This window comes from Microbacterium sp. 05N427 (genome assembly GCF_056397105.1).
Genome location: NZ_JBFTMT010000007.1, coordinates 157,591 through 173,643, shown reverse-complemented (window position 1 = coordinate 173,643; position 16,053 = coordinate 157,591). Strand labels below are relative to the sequence as shown.

The 16,053-nt window shown below is 69.6% G+C and carries 21 protein-coding genes; 7 read left to right on the top strand and 14 right to left on the bottom strand.

Annotation, left to right across the window (positions count from 1 at the left end):
• Nucleotides 1-18: 18 nt before the first annotated feature.
• From AC1DG4_RS08985 to AC1DG4_RS08970, 4 genes are all read right to left on the bottom strand, one after another.
• On the bottom strand, nucleotides 19-843 hold the full coding sequence (locus tag AC1DG4_RS08985) for an Fpg/Nei family DNA glycosylase (protein ID WP_477421188.1): 825 nt from the start codon (nucleotides 841-843) through the stop codon (nucleotides 19-21).
• A 66-nt stretch (nucleotides 844-909) separates the two neighbouring features.
• Entirely contained in the window at nucleotides 910-1,467 is a 558-nt protein-coding gene (locus AC1DG4_RS08980) for an isochorismatase family protein (protein WP_477377054.1), read from the bottom strand.
• On the bottom strand, nucleotides 1,467-2,042 hold the full coding sequence (locus AC1DG4_RS08975; protein ID WP_477377052.1) for an alpha/beta fold hydrolase: 576 nt from the start codon (nucleotides 2,040-2,042) through the stop codon (nucleotides 1,467-1,469). Before AC1DG4_RS08975 ends, AC1DG4_RS08980 begins: the two co-directional genes overlap by 1 nt.
• Nucleotides 2,043-2,061: 19 nt before the next feature.
• A complete protein-coding gene (locus AC1DG4_RS08970) occupies nucleotides 2,062-2,418 on the bottom strand; it encodes a DUF2695 domain-containing protein (protein ID WP_477377050.1) in 357 nt (118 codons plus the stop codon).
• 196 nt (nucleotides 2,419-2,614) lie between these two features.
• Between AC1DG4_RS08970 and AC1DG4_RS08965 the strand changes: the two genes are divergently transcribed.
• On the top strand, nucleotides 2,615-2,956 hold the full coding sequence (locus AC1DG4_RS08965; protein WP_477377048.1) for a YciI family protein: 342 nt from the start codon (nucleotides 2,615-2,617) through the stop codon (nucleotides 2,954-2,956).
• Here AC1DG4_RS08965 and AC1DG4_RS08960 read toward each other — a convergent pair.
• Both AC1DG4_RS08960 and AC1DG4_RS08955 read right to left on the bottom strand, forming a co-directional pair.
• A complete protein-coding gene (locus AC1DG4_RS08960; RefSeq protein WP_477377046.1) occupies nucleotides 2,949-3,110 on the bottom strand; it encodes a hypothetical protein in 162 nt (53 codons plus the stop codon). The two genes, AC1DG4_RS08965 and AC1DG4_RS08960, sit on opposite strands and share 8 nt — an antisense overlap.
• A gap of 59 nt (nucleotides 3,111-3,169) precedes the next feature.
• Entirely contained in the window at nucleotides 3,170-3,943 is a 774-nt protein-coding gene (locus AC1DG4_RS08955; RefSeq protein WP_477377044.1) for an alpha/beta fold hydrolase, read from the bottom strand.
• A gap of 179 nt (nucleotides 3,944-4,122) precedes the next feature.
• Between AC1DG4_RS08955 and AC1DG4_RS08950 the strand changes: the two genes are divergently transcribed.
• Nucleotides 4,123-4,470 (top strand): LysR family transcriptional regulator, encoded by a 348-nt coding sequence (locus AC1DG4_RS08950; protein WP_477377042.1) that lies wholly within the window; start codon nucleotides 4,123-4,125, stop codon nucleotides 4,468-4,470.
• Between the two features lie 142 nt (nucleotides 4,471-4,612).
• Nucleotides 4,613-5,029 (top strand): MmcQ/YjbR family DNA-binding protein, encoded by a 417-nt coding sequence (locus tag AC1DG4_RS08945; RefSeq protein ID WP_477377040.1) that lies wholly within the window; start codon nucleotides 4,613-4,615, stop codon nucleotides 5,027-5,029.
• 132 nt (nucleotides 5,030-5,161) lie between these two features.
• Here AC1DG4_RS08945 and ychF read toward each other — a convergent pair whose 3' ends face one another.
• Both ychF and AC1DG4_RS08935 read right to left on the bottom strand, forming a co-directional pair.
• Nucleotides 5,162-6,235 carry a redox-regulated ATPase YchF gene (ychF, locus tag AC1DG4_RS08940; protein ID WP_477377038.1) on the bottom strand — a complete coding sequence of 358 codons (1,074 nt, stop codon included), beginning with the start codon at nucleotides 6,233-6,235 and terminating at the stop codon, nucleotides 5,162-5,164.
• A gap of 31 nt (nucleotides 6,236-6,266) precedes the next feature.
• On the bottom strand, nucleotides 6,267-7,004 hold the full coding sequence (locus AC1DG4_RS08935; protein ID WP_477377036.1) for a class I SAM-dependent methyltransferase: 738 nt from the start codon (nucleotides 7,002-7,004) through the stop codon (nucleotides 6,267-6,269).
• Between the two features lie 79 nt (nucleotides 7,005-7,083).
• Here AC1DG4_RS08935 and AC1DG4_RS08930 point away from each other — a divergent pair, with 79 nt between their 5' ends.
• Complete coding sequence (locus tag AC1DG4_RS08930; RefSeq protein WP_477377035.1) at nucleotides 7,084-7,686, top strand: 3'-5' exonuclease; 603 nt, start codon at nucleotides 7,084-7,086, stop codon at nucleotides 7,684-7,686.
• Nucleotides 7,687-7,751: 65 nt separating this feature from the next.
• Nucleotides 7,752-9,080, top strand: a complete 1,329-nt coding sequence (locus AC1DG4_RS08925) for a DNA recombination protein RmuC (protein ID WP_477377033.1) — start codon at nucleotides 7,752-7,754, stop codon at nucleotides 9,078-9,080.
• On the opposite strand, the gene AC1DG4_RS08920 is transcribed toward AC1DG4_RS08925, so the two are convergent.
• Together AC1DG4_RS08920 and glpX are read right to left on the bottom strand one after the other, a co-directional pair.
• Complete coding sequence (locus AC1DG4_RS08920; RefSeq protein ID WP_477377031.1) at nucleotides 9,055-9,267, bottom strand: UDP-N-acetylmuramyl pentapeptide phosphotransferase; 213 nt, start codon at nucleotides 9,265-9,267, stop codon at nucleotides 9,055-9,057. The two genes, AC1DG4_RS08925 and AC1DG4_RS08920, sit on opposite strands and share 26 nt — an antisense overlap.
• A 185-nt stretch (nucleotides 9,268-9,452) precedes the next feature.
• Nucleotides 9,453-10,445 carry a class II fructose-bisphosphatase gene (gene glpX, locus AC1DG4_RS08915; RefSeq protein ID WP_477377029.1) on the bottom strand — a complete coding sequence of 331 codons (993 nt, stop codon included), beginning with the start codon at nucleotides 10,443-10,445 and terminating at the stop codon, nucleotides 9,453-9,455.
• Nucleotides 10,446-10,628: 183 nt separating this feature from the next.
• On the opposite strand from glpX, the gene fbaA reads away from it, so the two are divergent.
• The gene (fbaA, locus tag AC1DG4_RS08910; RefSeq protein ID WP_477377027.1) at nucleotides 10,629-11,657 is read left to right on the top strand and encodes a class II fructose-bisphosphate aldolase; all 1,029 of its coding nucleotides are present in this window, start codon (nucleotides 10,629-10,631) and stop codon (nucleotides 11,655-11,657) included.
• 89 nt (nucleotides 11,658-11,746) lie between these two features.
• On the opposite strand, the gene AC1DG4_RS08905 is transcribed toward fbaA, so the two are convergent.
• From AC1DG4_RS08905 to AC1DG4_RS08890, 4 genes are all read right to left on the bottom strand, one after another.
• Nucleotides 11,747-12,421 carry a zf-HC2 domain-containing protein gene (locus AC1DG4_RS08905; RefSeq protein WP_477377026.1) on the bottom strand — a complete coding sequence of 225 codons (675 nt, stop codon included), beginning with the start codon at nucleotides 12,419-12,421 and terminating at the stop codon, nucleotides 11,747-11,749.
• Entirely contained in the window at nucleotides 12,418-12,921 is a 504-nt protein-coding gene (locus tag AC1DG4_RS08900) for a sigma-70 family RNA polymerase sigma factor (protein ID WP_477421187.1), read from the bottom strand. The genes AC1DG4_RS08905 and AC1DG4_RS08900 overlap by 4 nt, the downstream gene beginning before the upstream one ends.
• 74 nt (nucleotides 12,922-12,995) lie before the next feature.
• Nucleotides 12,996-13,568: a DUF6264 family protein gene (locus AC1DG4_RS08895; protein WP_477377022.1), complete on the bottom strand. Its 573-nt coding sequence runs from the start codon at nucleotides 13,566-13,568 to the stop codon at nucleotides 12,996-12,998.
• Nucleotides 13,565-14,578: a 4-hydroxy-3-methylbut-2-enyl diphosphate reductase gene (locus tag AC1DG4_RS08890; RefSeq protein WP_477377352.1), complete on the bottom strand. Its 1,014-nt coding sequence runs from the start codon at nucleotides 14,576-14,578 to the stop codon at nucleotides 13,565-13,567. Before AC1DG4_RS08890 ends, AC1DG4_RS08895 begins: the two co-directional genes overlap by 4 nt.
• A 131-nt stretch (nucleotides 14,579-14,709) precedes the next feature.
• On the opposite strand from AC1DG4_RS08890, the gene xseA reads away from it, so the two are divergent.
• Nucleotides 14,710-16,047, top strand: a complete 1,338-nt coding sequence (xseA, locus tag AC1DG4_RS08885) for an exodeoxyribonuclease VII large subunit (RefSeq protein WP_477377020.1) — start codon at nucleotides 14,710-14,712, stop codon at nucleotides 16,045-16,047.
• Nucleotides 16,048-16,053: the final 6 nt, after the last annotated feature.

Below are 16,053 nucleotides of genomic sequence, written 5' to 3'. Positions count from 1 at the left end.
GCTATCCCCGGCGCCGGCTCATGCCGCGGACCGTTCGGGCTGGCAATGCGGACAGAGCTGCGCCGAGGCGCCGCCGAAGACGCGGTCGACGATCGTCGTGCCGCACACCGGACACGCCTCGCCGCCGCGCCCGTGCACGGCCATCGCGGCGATTTTCGCCTGCTTGAGCCGGCCGGGCGGCAATCCCCGCCGATCCGCGAGCGCGCCTCTCAGCACGTCGACCGTGGCGTGGAAGAGCCGCTCGCGCTCCTCACCGTCGAGCAGGGCGGCATGCACCACGGGCGAGATCTTCGCGCGGTGCAGGATCTCGTCGGAGTAGGCGTTGCCGATCCCGGCGAGCGACGTCTGCTCCTGTAGCAGCGCCTTGATCTGCTTGCGCCGGCCGCCGAGTGCACGCTCGAAGGCGTCGCGATCGAAGTCCTGGGCGAGCGGATCCGGCCCGAGCGCCGCGATGCCCGCGACGTCGGCGGGTGCGTCGACGACGTTGGCCGTCACGGCCAGGAAATCGCCCATGTCCACGAACTGCATCACTGCGCCGTCATCGAGCGTGATCCGCGCCACCTCGGGCACGGGCTCTTCACTCGGCGGGTCTTCCGGGGCATGCCAGCGGATCCAGCCGTTGCGACCGAAGCCAATCATCAGCCATCCTGCCTCGGTGTCGAAGCCGACGTGCTTCCCGAAGCGCTCCAGGTGCCGGATGTGCGCTCCGACCAGCGAGCCCGGCGGGCGATCCCGCGTCTTGATGATGCGGAACTCGCCGACATCCAGGTCGGCGATCGCGCGACCGCGGATCCGCTCGTCGAGGARCTCGACCAGCGCCTGCACCTCCGGAGACTCGGGCATGCGCCCATCCTCGCACCGGGGTCGGACATCCGCCCGATACGCCGCTCAGGCGAACGCCGCCCCCGCTCAGGCGAGCGCGACCTCGTCGTGCCGCGCGATGGCCAACTCCTGACCCGGGTAGCGGAGGCCGGCGAAGTACATGTTGGTGTGGGCGACGATCTGCTCGCCGGAGATCCGGACGCCATCCGCTGTCGCGTCTACCGTCGTGTGCGCGTCGCGCACGAGTGTCACGTCATACCCTTCCGCCGCCGCGCGCTGGGTCGTGGTGCGCACGCAGAAGTCGGACTGGGCGCCTGCGATGACCAGGCGGGTCGCGCCGTATCCGTCGAGCACCGTCCGCAGATCGGTGTCCGCGAACGCGTCGCGGTAGCTCTTGCGCACGAGTGCCTCGCCATCGATGCGGACGAGCGGTGCCGCGAGTTCCCAGTCCGGCGTGCCGACGCCGACGGGATCGTGATGCACCCAGACCACGGGGACCCCTTCGACGCGCGCCCGGCGCACGAGCGCGTCGGTCCTCGACAGCACCCCGTGCTCATCGAAGCAGCCGGGCATGACGCCCTCCTGCATGTCGATCACGAGGAGGATGGTGCGCTCCTCCGGACGCACGGCGAGGCCCGTGGGCATCAGTCCCAGGCCAGGTAGTCCTCGATGGCGAAGGCCGTGTCGACCGGGTCGCTGACGGGGAACAGATGCCCGCCGCCCTCGATCGTCACGACACTGGCGCGCTCCACCGCGGACGCACGCAGTTTCTCGCCGTTCGCCGGCGGCATGACGTCGTCCGCGGATCCCTGGATGATCAAGATCGGCACGGAGGGAGCGATCGGTACCTCGATGTCCTCGACCCCCAGCAGCAGCACGCCGAGGGCACGGTCGGTGCGCTTCGCGGAGAGCGCGCGGGCGACCGTGCCGCCCACGCCGTGACCGCCGATCCAGGTCGCGCCGATGCCTGCGTGGTCCATGACGTCGCTCGCGTCCTGCACACGGTCCTCGAGCGTCGCGTCGTCGTCCTTGCGGCTACCGATCCGCAGCACACGGATCCCTTCACCGGCGAGGATGTGTGCGACCGATCCCAGCGCTCCGCCTTCGAGACCGCGTCCCGGGATCAGCACCAGAACGGGCCCGTCGCCCTCTGACATCTCGTCGATGTAGGGGATCGCGCGGCCATCGGGTTCGAAGATGCTGTTGTTCTCGGTAGTCACCGATTCATCGTATCGAGTCTCACCATCGGCCCCGCTGTTGTCGTTGCCAACGCCCGCATGGCTGCACGGATCCCCCGCGGACCCCGCCGCAACCCATGCCTTCGGTTCCACGCACGCGCTCGTAAGCGTTCATGAGGATCTCGCAGTCGCAGCAGCACGCGCCCTTGTCGCTCAGTGTCCGCAACAGCGCGGTCGCCCGCGGCGCCCTCGTATCTCGGAAGTGGGTGGCAAAACGATGGCTGCCGTTGCATCCGTGCGCGGTCAGCTGGCGGTCCACGAAGCAGACCAAGCACTCGCCGTCGCGAGGAGCAAGGAGTTCCTCCGACAGCGTGCGCACGATCCGCTCCGCCTCAAGTTCGATCTGTTGCGCTTCCATGACGAGACCCTGGCACGAGGCGGGGACATTCCCGCCGGAGGCACCGAGGAAGCACCGCGGCGGATACCGAAACCGCCGCGGCCGCAGATCCGGGACGCCAGCCAACGTTCCGGCGTACTGTCGGCGATTGGGCCCGGCGACGTCGACTCATTCGTCGATCACATCGAGCCGGAATGTGGCGACAAGAGGAGCGACGATGACCCAATACATCATCTACTTCAACCAGCAGTGGGTGGGCGACCACAGCCCGGAATGGTTCGCCGAACGCGGACCGCTCGCCACTGCCGTGGTCTCGGATCTCAGGGAGGCGGGCGCCCTCGTCTTCGCCGGAGGCGTGCACGAGGACATGGATGCCGCCTTCACCGCCGACGCATCGAGTGGCACGCCGGTGATCACCTCTGGGCCCTTCGCGCCGGACGAGCAGTACATCGGGGGCTTCACGATCATCGACGTCGCCGATGACGACGCCGCGAAGCTCTGGGCGGGCAGGATCGCCGAGGCGTGCGGCTGGCCGCAGGAGGTCCGCCAGGTCAGCTGACCTGCCCCTCCTCGTCGGGCTCGGCGCGGAGCAGATCCGCGATCTCCTCCTCCGGACGAGGCGCGATGTTCTCGTCCTCCTCGAGTTCAGGGATCGTCGGCTCGCCCTCTGCCGGGACATGTCGGGGCGTGGGTTGCTCATCGGTATCGGACACGGCCGTGCCTCCTCTGGACGACACCGTCATCCTACGAGCGGCACGACGAAAGAGGGCGCTCAGCGCGAGACTCGGTCCACCCAGTCCTGGAGCAGCGCATGCAGCAGTTCGGGCCGCTCGTGCGGAAGAGCGTGGCCGGTGCCGTCGAGCAGTGCCGCTGTCGCGCGCGAATAGCGTTCCGCGAGATCGAGCGCGGCGGCGTATCCGACCGTCGAATCGAGCCGGCCCGCCACCACGAGAGTGGGGCCGTTGAACGGCGCTCCTTTCCCCGGCGCGAGTTCCCAGTGCTCGGCGATCCGCTCCATCGCGGCCCCGTCGGCGAGGGCCATGCCAGGGACCACGAACTGCTCATACCGTTCGAGCATCTCGGACGTCTGCACGACGAAGTATCCGCGGAACTCCTCGTCGCCAAGCTCGCCGGATCCGACGACGACGCGATGCTCCGGCACATCCCGGATGTCCGGCAGCAACGGGCAGATCAGCGCGAGACCTGCCACGCGTTCAGGCCGACGCGCTGCCATCGCCAGCGCGAAATGAGCACCCGCCGAATGCGCCACCAGCAGATAGGGCTCTCCGCCGCTCACCTGGTCCGCGAATTCGAGGAGCACGGCAAGGACGTCTTCAGCGCTGCGGATCTCCGGCGTCGCCGACGTGAGGCCCATGCCCGGAAGGTCCGGATAGATCCGCCGGATCCTCTCGGCTCCCGCGAACGCCGGTTCGAAGCAGGCCTCGGACTCGCGGTGATCGACGCCGGCTCCGTGGAGGACCAAGGCCGGCAGCCCGGCCCCATGCTCCACGTAGTGCACCGTGGTCTTGCCTGTGCGCGCATCCACAGCACCACCGTATGACGCGGAGGCCCACGGCGCATCCGCCCGTCCAGCAGACGGTGAAGCGGATCTGACCACCTGACGATGGAGGGCAACGGGCGCACCGAGCCGGGCGCAGGAAGCCGCCTGGGCCTGCTAGTACGCTGGTGAACGGCCGCGATCCGTGCGGGAGAGGACGGGCTTGCATGAACATCACCCAGCTACGGCGCTTTGTCGCCGTCGCCGAGGAGCTGCATTTCCCTCGTGCGGCGGACCACCTCGGAATCTCGCTCGCCGCACTGTACTCCTCGATCGAGAAGCTCGAGGAGGAGGTCGGGCATCCACTCGTCGTCCGTGGCGGAGACACGCGGCTGACGAAGGCCGGGATCCTCCTGCTCCCCGAGGCACGGGAGCGTGTCGCCGCAGCGCCTCCGCCAGCGCCGTCGAAGCCGATCACGCCGTCTGGCGGCAAGGCCAAGGCGTCGAAGGGCAAGGGCCGGGCTCCCGCGGTGAAAGGGCAGCCCAAGCCGTACAAGAAGCGCCAGGGCCGCTGACGCGGCGGCCGTGGATCCCAAGCCCGTAACGCGTCGGCGCCCATCTGAGCAGCCGTCGGCGGTTCGGTCAATGGGATGCCGCATGCCGGCGGTGCCCGTGAACCGGCCGCTCCATGTCGGGGGTGCCTCGTACCCTAGATGCATGGCCACCCTCGACGATCTGCGTGCCATAGCCGGGCAGCTCCCCGGCACTGAGGAGCGTGCGACGACGGGCGGTGCGGCGTGGTTCGTGCGAAGCAAGCTGTACGCGTGGGAGTGCCACCCGTGGCCGAGCATCCCTGACCAGGTTCGTGCGATCGTCGCATCGGAACTCGTGGTCGGCGTGAAGATCGCCGACGCGGACGACGCGCTCGCCCTCCGCGAGATGGAGCCCAGCGTCTTCCTTCCAGCGACGACCCGCTGGGGCGAGCCCAAGATCGCGTTCCGCATGGCGGCGGTCGACCCCTGGCATTTCGCCGAGCTCGTGACCGAGGCATGGCGGGTGCAGGCGCCAAACTATCTGCGCCGCGAGTTTGATGCATCGACGACGCGCAGAAGCAGCAGTTCTGATAGCGCATGACAGCGCTGGCGGACGAGTTCGACACACTCCCCGCCAGGGCGAGGTCCTCCACGGCTTCGCCCTCAAGATCTACCCGATCCTGACTGCCCTCGGCTTCCGGACGCGTCCGATTGAGTCCGGCCCGTCGAAGCGTCAGACGTTAAACCGGAACTCCACCACGTCGCCGTCCTGCATGACGTAGTCCTTGCCCTCTAGGCGCGCCTTGCCCTTCGAGCGGGCCTCCACGACGGATCCGGTGTCCACGAGGTCCTGGAACGAGATGACCTCGGCCTTGATGAAGCCCTTCTCGAAGTCGGTGTGGATCACGCCGGCCGCCTGAGGAGCCTTGTCGCCCTTGTGGATCGTCCAGGCGCGCGCCTCCTTCGGCCCGGCGGTGAGGTAGGTCTGCAGGCCCAGGGTGTCGAACCCGATGCGCGCGAGCTGGTCGAGGCCCGACTCGTCCTGACCGGTCGAGGCGAGGAGCTCCGCCGCGTCCTCGGGGTCCAGGTCGATGAGCTCGGACTCGATCTTCGCGTCCAGGAAGATCGCCTGCGCCGGGGCGACGAGAGCCGCGAGCTCCGCCTTGCGGTCGGCGTCCGTGAGCACGGCCTCGTCGACGTTGAAGACGAAGATGACCGGCTTCGAGGTCAGCAGGCCCAGCTCCTTGATCGGGGCGAGGTCGATCCCGCTCGTGGAGAGCAACTGGCCGCGCTCGAGCGAGTCCTTCGCCGCGTTGGCGGCTTCGAGCACCGAGGCGTCGGTCTTGCGGCCGCGCACCTCCTTCTCGATGCGCACGATCGCCTTCTCGAGCGTCTGCAGGTCGGCGAGCATGAGCTCGGCGTTGATCGTCTCGAGGTCGTTCTTCGGGTCGATCGCGCCCTCTACGTGCACGACGTCGTCGTCGGCGAAGCCGCGCACGACCTGCGCGATCGCGTCGGCCTCGCGGATGTTCGCGAGGAACTGGTTGCCCAGCCCCTCCCCCTCGCTCGCGCCGCGCACGATGCCCGCGATGTCGACGAATGACACCGTCGCCGGCAGGATCCGCTCGCTGCCGAAGATCTCGGCGAGCGCGTTCAGCCGCGTGTCGGGCAGGTTCACCACGCCGACGTTCGGCTCGATCGTCGCGAACGGGTAGTTCGCCGCGAGCACGTCGTTCTTGGTGAGGGCGTTGAAGAGGGTGGACTTGCCGACGTTGGGCAGTCCTACGATTCCGATGGTGAGAGCCACGGGGTACGAGTCTACCGGGGTGCGCCTCGGCTCAGGATCCGCGGACCGCGCGATAGGCCGCCGTGACGTACGGCATCGACAGCGTCGCGCCCTCGGCGAGGCCGAGCTCGTCGAACAGCTCGTCCATGGCGGCGGCGATCCGCGCCTTCTCCTCGTCGGATGATGTGATGATGAGGCTGCGCGAGCTCGCCATCGCGTGCAACTCGGCGCGCGTCATATCCCGCGTCCACTCCCAGCGCCGCTCCTCCAGCTCCCCGAACGGAGCCGCGACCCGCACGGCGTTCTCGCCGATCATCTCCTCGGCCGCACTGCCGCCCATGATCTCGGTCAGCCGACGCACCCACTCGGTGCGGTCGTCCCGCACGTTCCAGATGAGCCCGAGCACGCCGCCGGGGCGAACGACGCGGCCGATCTCGGCGGAGGCGGCGACGGGATCCACCCAGTGCCAGGCCTGACCGAGGGTGGCGGCGTCGGCGACGGCGTCTGCCAGTGGCAGCGCTTCCGCGGTTCCCGTGACCGCCTCGACCCCTGGCGTCTTCTCGCGCAGGGCGTCGAGCATCTGCGGATCCGGGTCCACGGCCACAACACTCGCGCCGAGGGCGAGCACGGCACGAGTGAGCTTGCCGGTCCCCGCGCCGATGTCCACGACCGTCTTATCGCTGTCCGTCAGCGGTTCCAACAACCAGGCGACCGCATCAGACCGATACTCCGGCCGTCCCTTCTCATAGCTGCCCGTCTCGGATCCGAAGCTCGTCGCACGTTCCACCATGGCCCGAGCCTACGCCCGGATTCGCACAGTCTCGGCGCGCCTGAACGGCTCCGGCGGCTCTGCATCGGAGGGTGGATTCGTGGCCCTGGACTTCACCGCGATCGACTTCGAAACGGCGAACTCCTCCCCCGCCTCCGCATGCGCGGTAGGCCTGGTCCGAGTCAGGGACGGTCTCGTCGTCGCCCAGACCGGCTGGCTGATCCGCCCTCCTGCAGGCCACGATGCGTTCCAGGAGTGGAACGTGCGGATCCACGGCATCCAGCCGCACGAAGTCGCCGACGCCGATGGCTGGAGCGAGCAACTGGACCGGCTCTGCGCCTTCGCCGGTGCCGATGTGCTCGTCGCGCACAACGCCGGCTTCGACCTGAACGTGATCCGTCGCGCCTGCGAGGCCACCGGAGACGAGTGCCCGCCGTACCAGTCGCTCTGCAGCCTGAGCGTCGCGCGAAAGGTCTACGACCTCGACTCCTACAAGCTCCCGGTCGCCGCAGCCGCCGCCGGCTTCGGCTCGTTCCCGCACCATGACGCGCTGGCCGACGCACGCGCCTGCGCGCAGATCGTGATCGACGCGGCCCGGCGTACGGCATCAGCCACCGTGCACCAGCTCGCCGAGGCGATCGGCGTGCGCCTCGGCGACCCCCTGGCCCCTGCAGCGCCCGCGAAGGTGCGCGCCGCCGCCTGACGCGATTGCGGCCGCCCACGGCCCCGCTCTCCTGCGATGTCGGTGGCCCCGCCCATGATGGACGCATGGACGCGCTCGCACTGCTCATCGCCGCACTCACCGCCGTGGCGGGCCTCGCCGTGGGCTGGTTCCTCGGCCGCAGCCGCGGCGCCGCCGACCTTGCCCGCGCCGACGCGGAGCTCGCCGTCGTGCGCGAAGACAGGGACAGGCAGAACGACCTGTACCGCGATGCCGTCGAGCATGCGCGCCGCGAGCAGCACGACGCCGCGGAGCGCGTCCGTCAGGAGAACGCCGTGCTCACCGCTCTCGCCCCGGTGCGAGAGAGCCTGCACCGCATGCAGCAGACCGTGACCGTGCTGGAGCGCGAGCGGCATGCGCAGTTCGGCCAGCTCAGCGAGCAGCTGCGGCGCACCGAGGAGAACGGAGAGGCGCTGCGCTCCACGACCGAGTCGCTGGCCGGCGCCCTGCGCTCCACCTCTGCGCGCGGCGTGTGGGGCGAGACCCAGCTCCGCCGTGTGGTGGAGGCGGCGGGCCTCACCCGACACGTCGACTTCGACCTGCAGACCACGATCCACTCGGATGCGGGCCACGGCCGCCCCGACATGGTGATCCGACTCGCCGGCGGGGCTTCGATCGCGGTGGATGCGAAGGCCCCGCTCGATGCGTTCCTGGCCGCGGGCGCGCTCGGATCCGATGATCCGCAGCGGCGACCTCTCCTGCAGCAGCACGTCAAGGCCGTGCGCGCGCACATCGACGCGCTGGCGAAGAAGGCCTACTGGTCGGGGCTCGAGGTGAGCCCCGAGTTCGTGATCTGCTTCCTGCCCACCGAATCGCTGCTGTCGGCCGCGCTCGACGAGGATCCGGCCCTGCTCGACTACGCCTTCAACAAGCGGGTGGCGCTGGCCACCCCGGTGAATCTGTGGGCCGTACTGAAGACGGTCGCCTACACCTGGAAGCAGCAGGAGCTGTCCACCGAGGCGGCCGTACTTCTCGATCTCGGCACGCAGCTGTACGACCGGCTCGGCGTGCTCGCCGGCCACGCCGACGACCTGCGCCGCGCACTCGAGCGCACCGTCGACAGCTACAACCGCTTCGCCGGATCTCTGGAGAGCCGCGTGCTGGTGACGGCACGTCGCTTCCCCGGTGTGGATGCCGACGCGCTCATTCCGCCCGCGACACTGACCAGCTCGACACGGCGGTTCACCGCAGAAGAACTGACGTCATCTCCGGATGAGGATCACGCGGAGGCGATGCGTGCAGACCTCGGCGAGCTGCGCTCTCGTGTGAGCGATCAGGACGACGCCGCTGCGCGGATCGACCGGGACACCGATCGCACCGAGCACGACGGCCGGGCCGAGCAGGAGGAGGTCACGCGCTCCCGGGAACCGCGCTGAGCAGGAAGACCACGGTGGCGGAGAAGAGCACGAAGGCGCCGATCATCCACCAGGCGCTGATCTCGTGGCCCTCTTCGCGGCGCACACGGAACAGCACATCGGTGCGGCGAGCGGCATCCATCTCGACGATCTTGACGGATCCGGTGTCGGTGACCGTCTCCTGGCGGTAGATGTTCTCCGCAGCCATCGTCCACGCTCCCCTGCTCCGCATTCCGAACTGCGCTGAATGCGCCGTGCACGCCGGTCGGCGCCCCCTCTATTGTGCCAGGTGACACCGAGAAGACGCGGAATGCGATCAGGTCGTTATCGACGGGCCTCTTCAAGACCCGTGCGGCCCGGCCCCTCAGGACGCCGGTGCCGCGAACGCCCCGCTCAGAGCCACTTCGAGACGAGGTGCTCCGAGGCGATACGGCGCAGGGTTCCGGAGGCGCTGCGCAGCACGACGCTCTCCGTGTAGAGGTAGTCGCCGTCGCGGCGGACGCCGGCGACGAGCTGCCCGTCCGTCACTCCGGTGGCGACGAAGATCGTGTTGTTGCCGCTCACCAGATCATCGGCCTCATAGACCTTGTCCATGTCGAGTCCGGCGTCGATGCCGCGCTGACGCTCGTCGTCGTCGCGCGGCCACAGCCGGCCCTGGATGTGTCCGCCGAGCGCCTTGATCGCGCACGCCGTGACGATGCCCTCTGGGCTTCCGCCGACACCGATGCACATATCGGTGCGTGCGCCGTGCCGCGCTGCGTTGATGCCACCGGCGACATCGCCGTCGCTCATCAGACGCGTGCCTGCGCCAGCATCGCGGATCTCCTGGATGAGCTGCTCGTGGCGCGGACGGTTCAGCACCGAGACGACGATCTCGTCGACGGGCTTGCCGAGGGCGCCGGCCAGACGCTTGATGTTCTCCGCGACAGGGAGGCGGATGTCGACCACGCCGACACCGGCGGGGCCCGTGACGAGCTTGTCCATGTAGAAGACGCTGGAGGCGTCGAGCATCGTCCCGCGATCGGACACCGCGATCACCGAAAGCGCGTTCTGGCGACCGGCAGCGGTCAGCGATGTGCCGTCGATCGGGTCCACGGCGATGTCGCACTGCGGGCCCGTGCCGGATCCGCTGCCGACGTGCTCTCCGTTGAAGAGCATCGGGGCGTTGTCCTTCTCGCCCTCGCCGATCACGACGCGACCGTCGAAGTCGACGGTGCCGAGGAAGGCGCGCATCGCATCCACGGCGGCGCCGTCGGCCGCCTCCTTCGCGCCGCGTCCGATGAACGGAACGGCACGGATCGCCGCGGCCTCCGTCGCACGGACGAGCTCCAATGCGAGGTTGCGGTCGGGGCTGAGGGGGCTGAGATTGGCTGAGAGGCTCACCATGCCCCCAGCGTAGGGGCGGGCCGGTTACGGATCCCCAGATTTCCGCGCCGCGAAACCGAAAGATCAGCTCTTCTTTACCAGGCCGAAGATCCGCCATCCCAGGCCCGCCGTCACGCGCTCTGAATCGCCGATCCTGCGGCGCTAGAGTGGCACAGACCCCCGTCGTCCAGCACAGGAGAAGCCATGCCCGTTGCCACCCCGGATCAGTACGCCGAGATGCTCGACCGCGCGAAGGCGGGCGGCTTCGCCTACCCGGCGTTCAACGTCTCCAGCTCGCAGACCATCCACGCCGTGCTGCAGGGTCTGACCGAGGCCGGCTCCGACGGCATCATCCAGGTCACCACCGGCGGCGCCGACTACTTCGCCGGACAGACCGTCAAGGCCCGCGCCACGGGTGCACTCGCCTTCGCGAAGTTCGTCACCGAGGTTGCGAAGTCCTACCCGGTCACCGTCGCACTGCACACCGACCACTGCCCGAAGGACGCCCTCGCCGGCTTCGTCGAGCCGCTCATCGCCGCTTCCGAGGAAGAGGTCAAGGCGGGCCGCAACCCCATCTTCCAGTCGCACATGTGGGACGGCTCGGCCGTGCCGCTCGCGGAGAACATCGAGATCGCCCGCGAACTCCTCCCCCGTATGAAGGCGATCAACGCGATCCTCGAGGTCGAGATCGGCGTCGTCGGCGGCGAGGAGGACGGCGTCGCTCACGAGGGCTCGAACGAGGCGCTCTACACGACCTTCGCCGACGTCGACCAGGCCGTTCAGGCGCTGGGCCTCGGCGAGCAGGGCCGCTACATCGCGGCGCTCACCTTCGGCAACGTGCACGGCGTGTACAAGCCGGGCGGCGTCAAGCTCCGCCCGGAGCTGCTCGGTGAGATCCAGCAGCAGGTCGCCGCGAAGTACGGCACCGGCGCCAAGCCGCTCGACCTCGTCTTCCACGGCGGATCGGGATCCACCGACGCGGAGATCGCCCTCGCGGTCGCGAACGGCGTGGTGAAGATGAACATCGACACCGACACGCAGTACGCGTTCACGCGCTCGATCGCCGGATACATGTTCAGCAACTACGACGGCGTCCTGAAGGTCGACGGCGAGGTCGGCAACAAGAAGGTCTACGACCCGCGCGCCTGGGGCAAGGTCGCCGAGACCGCCATGGCGCAGCGCGTCGTGGAGTCGACCCGTCAGCTCGGCTCGTACGGCCAGTCCAAGAGCTGACGACCGGCACAGCCGCACCGGTTTCCAAGAGCGCCGCGGGGATTCGTCCCCTCGGCGCTCTTGTCGTCCGCGGGGTCAGCCACCGGACTTCACCCCGACGACGAACCGTGGCCGATGTCCTGGCGGAGGAGAACCGTGCCGGCGGCGTTGCGGATCTCCACGGTGCGGATGTCTGACAACGGCTGCGCGGTTCCCGCAGAGAGGGTGGCCGTGCGGCCGGGATCCGCCTTCCACGTTGAGAGATCGGTGCTCCTGCCGTCGTCGCCGACGACCGTGAGCACGTAGGTCCAGTCGGCATCGGGGGCGTCCGCGGAATAGAGGCAGGCCATGTCGATCTTCGTCCCCCAAGCCACCGGGGTCAGCGAGATCGTGGCGCTCAAGGGCACCGCGTCGGCGCCCTTGAGCGCCACCGAGACCGCCGGGCGCGGAGCGAGTGCGACGACGGTGACGGGCACGGCGATGGCGAGCGCGGCCGCGATGCCGACACCGGCCCACAGCGCGCGGCGCCGTCCGCGCCGGCGCGCACGGGCGATCGAGAGCAGCTTCGGCCCCGCGGGGTCGACGTCCTCGGCGCCGATCCGCGCCGCGTCGTCCGCGTGCACACGCGACAACAGACCCACGGCGGGGACGAGGTCTGCGAGCGCCGCGCGGCATTCCGCGCAGACCGCGAGGTGCGCCTCGTACCGCGCGCGGTCGGCGGCGGACAGCGCGCCCATCGCATAGGCGGCATCCCAGGTCGCGTACGGATCCGGATCCACGTTCACCGGATCACCCCTCTCTCCTGCAGCGCGAGCCTCAGGGCCCGCAGTCCGTAGTGCATCCTGGATTTCACCGTGCCGCCCGGGATCCCCAGCTCGGTCGCGATCTCATCGACGCTGCGACCTCCGTAGTAGCCCGCGACGATCACGGCGCGATGCTCGGGACTGAGGTCTGCCAGCRCATCCTCGATGAGGATCGCGTCGAACAGCCGGTCCGTGTGGTCGCCCGAGACCCGCTCTGGGACCTCCGGCACCGGATGCTCATGGCGTCGCCGGGCGCTGCGCGCCTCATCGATGACGAGGTGCCGCGCGACCGTGAACATCCACGCGCGGGTCGTGCTCGCCTCCTGCTCCAGGATGCGCGGCGTGCGCCAGGCGCGCAGCAGCGTCTCCTGCACCACGTCATCCGCGGAGGCGTTGCTCCCGGTGAGATGCACGACGTAGCGGCGGATCGGTCCCGCGTGCACGTCGTAGAGCGCGGTGAGCCGTTCATCGTCGTCATCCACAGTCGCCTCCTCACTGGGAAACGAGGCCCGTGCCCCGAAAGTTCACCGGTGCGGGGTCTTCACCGTGCAACGAACTACTTCTGCAGCATCCCGTTCAGGTACGAGACGACCGCCGGATCCGTGAAGAAGGCCACCATCATGCAGACCATCGAAAGGGTGACGAACACGACGCCGCCCGCCACCGGCAGCCACCAGGTGAGCTTGCCGCGCCGCAACCGGAGCACCGACCATGCGGCGGTCGCGATCCAGCCGACGATGAGGACAACGCCGGCGACCATGCCCCAGGTCCGCGCCTGTCCGTAGCTCGAGAACGTGCCGGAGATCCCCGCCGCCTGCATCATCGTCGCCATGAGCGAGGACGGGTTCAGGAACGTGAAGATCGAAGTGATCACATTCCACAGCCCGTAGGCGAGCAACGCGATCGACGCCATCCGGTCGACCGGGTGCGCCGGGCGTTCCGCGGCGGCTTCGGCGGGAGCCGTGGGCTGGGCGGGAGCCGTGGGCTGGGCGACGGGAAGCGCCGTCGGCGGAGCCTGCACGACGGGCGGCGTCAGCGGCCGTCCCGCCCGTCTGCTCTGCTCCTCGGGGGTCGCGTACTCGCCGAAGGCCGGCCGAAGCGGCCGCTCCACGGAACCGGAGTCGGTCATCGGCTGCGCCCGCCCAGCGCCCGCTCGTCACGCTGGCCGGAGACGTCCTGGCGCAGCTCCTTCGGCAGCGAGAACATGAGGTCCTCCTCCGCCGTGCGCACCTCCGCGACGTCGCCGTAGCCGGCCTCGGCGAGCGCCTGCAGGACCTCCTCGACGAGCACCTCCGGCACGGAGGCGCCGCTCGTCACACCGACCGTCGTGACGCCGTCGAGCCACTCCTGTCGCACCTCGTCGGCGTAGTCCACGCGATACGCGGCCTTCGCCCCGTACTCGAGCGCCACCTCGACCAGGCGCACGCTGTTGGAGGAGTTGGCGGATCCGACCACGATCACCAGCTCCGCATCGGCGGCGACCTTCTTGATCGCGACCTGGCGGTTCTGGGTGGCGTAGCAGATGTCGTCGGACGGCGGATCCTGCAGTTCCGGGAAGCGCGTGCGCAGCCGGTTCACGGTCTCCATGGTCTCGTCGACCGAGAGCGTGGTCTGCGAGAGCCACACGACCTTGGACGGGTCGCGCACCTCGACGGTGTCGGCCTCGGCCGGCGAGTTCACCACAGTCACGTGGTCGGGGGCCTCGCCCGCGGTGCCCTCGACCTCTTCGTGGCCGTCGTGACCGATGAGCAGGATCTCGAAGTCGTCACGGGCGAAGCGCACCGCCTCGCGGTGCACCTTGGTCACGAGCGGGCAGGTCGCGTCGATCGCGTGCAGATGACGATCCTCGGCTGCGGAGACGACCATCGGCGAGACGCCGTGAGCGCTGAAGACCACATGCGAGCCCTCGGGGATCTCGTCCACCTCATCGACGAAGATCGCGCCCTGCTCCTCGAGCTCGGTGACCACGTGGATGTTGTGCACGATCTGCTTACGCACATACACGGGAGCGCCGTAGCGCTGCAGGGCCTTCTCGACCGCGACCACGGCGCGGTCGACGCCGGCGCAGTAGCCTCGCGGAGCAGCGAGCAGCACCCGCTTGGGTCCGTCGACGGGGCGGTCCTGGAGCGGCTCGCGCACGGCCGTGGGGCGGCGACGAGGGATCTGCGGCACGGGCAGCGCGACGGGTGAACTCACGCCCCGATTCTACCGGCGGCGTCCTGACAGCCGGCCGGGATCCGCCAGATACCCATTGCTACGCTGGGGAGGCGATGACCGTCTTCGAAGCAGCCTCCGTCCCCGGTGAGGCCCCGCCCGCCGACTCCGTCGCGCCACGCGAGTCCTCCGCGGACGCCCCGACCTCGATCGCGAGGCTGAACGCCACGATCCGCGACTTCGTGGCGCAGTGGGGCACGGTGTGGGTCGAGGGCGAGATCACGAGCTGGAACGTGCGCGCGGGCAACGTATTCGCGCGGCTCAAGGACACGCGCTCCGACGCGCAGATCTCGATCCGGGTGTGGTCGAGCGTGCGGGCCCGGATCCCCGCCGATCTCGCGGTCGGCGATCACGTGGTCGCCGCGGTCAAGGCCGACTATTTCGTCAAGGCCGGTGACTTCAGCTTCACGGTGTCCGCGATGAAGCACGTCGGCCTCGGTGACCAGCTCGAACGCCTCGAGCGGCTGCGCGCGCAGCTGCGCCAGGAGGGGCTCTTCGACTCGTCCCGCAAGAAGCCCCTCCCCTTCCTCCCCCACGTGATCGGGCTGATCACGGGTGAGAACTCCGACGCCGAGAAGGACGTGCACCGCAACGCCGAGCTGCGCTGGCCGCAGGTGCGCTTCCGCACCGTGCACGCCGCGGTGCAGGGCGATCGCTGCGTGCCGGAGACCCTCGCAGCGCTCAAAGTGCTCGACGCGGATCCCGACGTCGATGTCATCGTCATCGCGCGAGGCGGCGGGGATCCGCAGACCCTTCTCGGCTTCAGCGACGAGCGCCTGGTGCGCGCGGTCGCCGCGGCGGGGACGCCCGTGGTCAGCGCGATCGGCCACGAGAACGACCATCCCCTGGTGGACGACGTGGCCGACCTGCGCGCCTCGACCCCGACCGACGCCGCCAAGCGGGTGGTGCCGGACGTCGGTGAGCAGCGCGCGCTCGTCGCCCAGCTGCGGGCTCGCGCGACGACCAGGGTGTCGCAGCGCATCGCGCACGACATCGCGCAGCTCGAGCAGCTGCGGTCGAGACCCGTGCTGCGGGATCCGGAGCCGCTCATCGAGCGCCGTGCACAGGAGGTGTGGCTGCTCGCCGCCCGCACCCGCGACACGTTGGGACGCGCGATCGACGCCGCGGGGAGACGCACGGCAGAGCTGCGTGCCTCGCTGCGCGCACTGTCGCCCGCCGCCACTCTCGCCCGCGGATACGCGATCGCGCACCGCGACGACGGCGTGATCGTGCGCGACGCCGCCGACGCCCCCGCCGGCACCGCGCTCACCCTCACCGTCGACCGCGGCTCGCTGCGAGCCGTGTCGGAGGGCGAGATCGCCGAATCCCGCGACCCCGAAGCCCCTGAGGCGGGCTCCGCCGCACCGGCCGAGCGCTCCGACGTGCGCCGGTAGGATGGA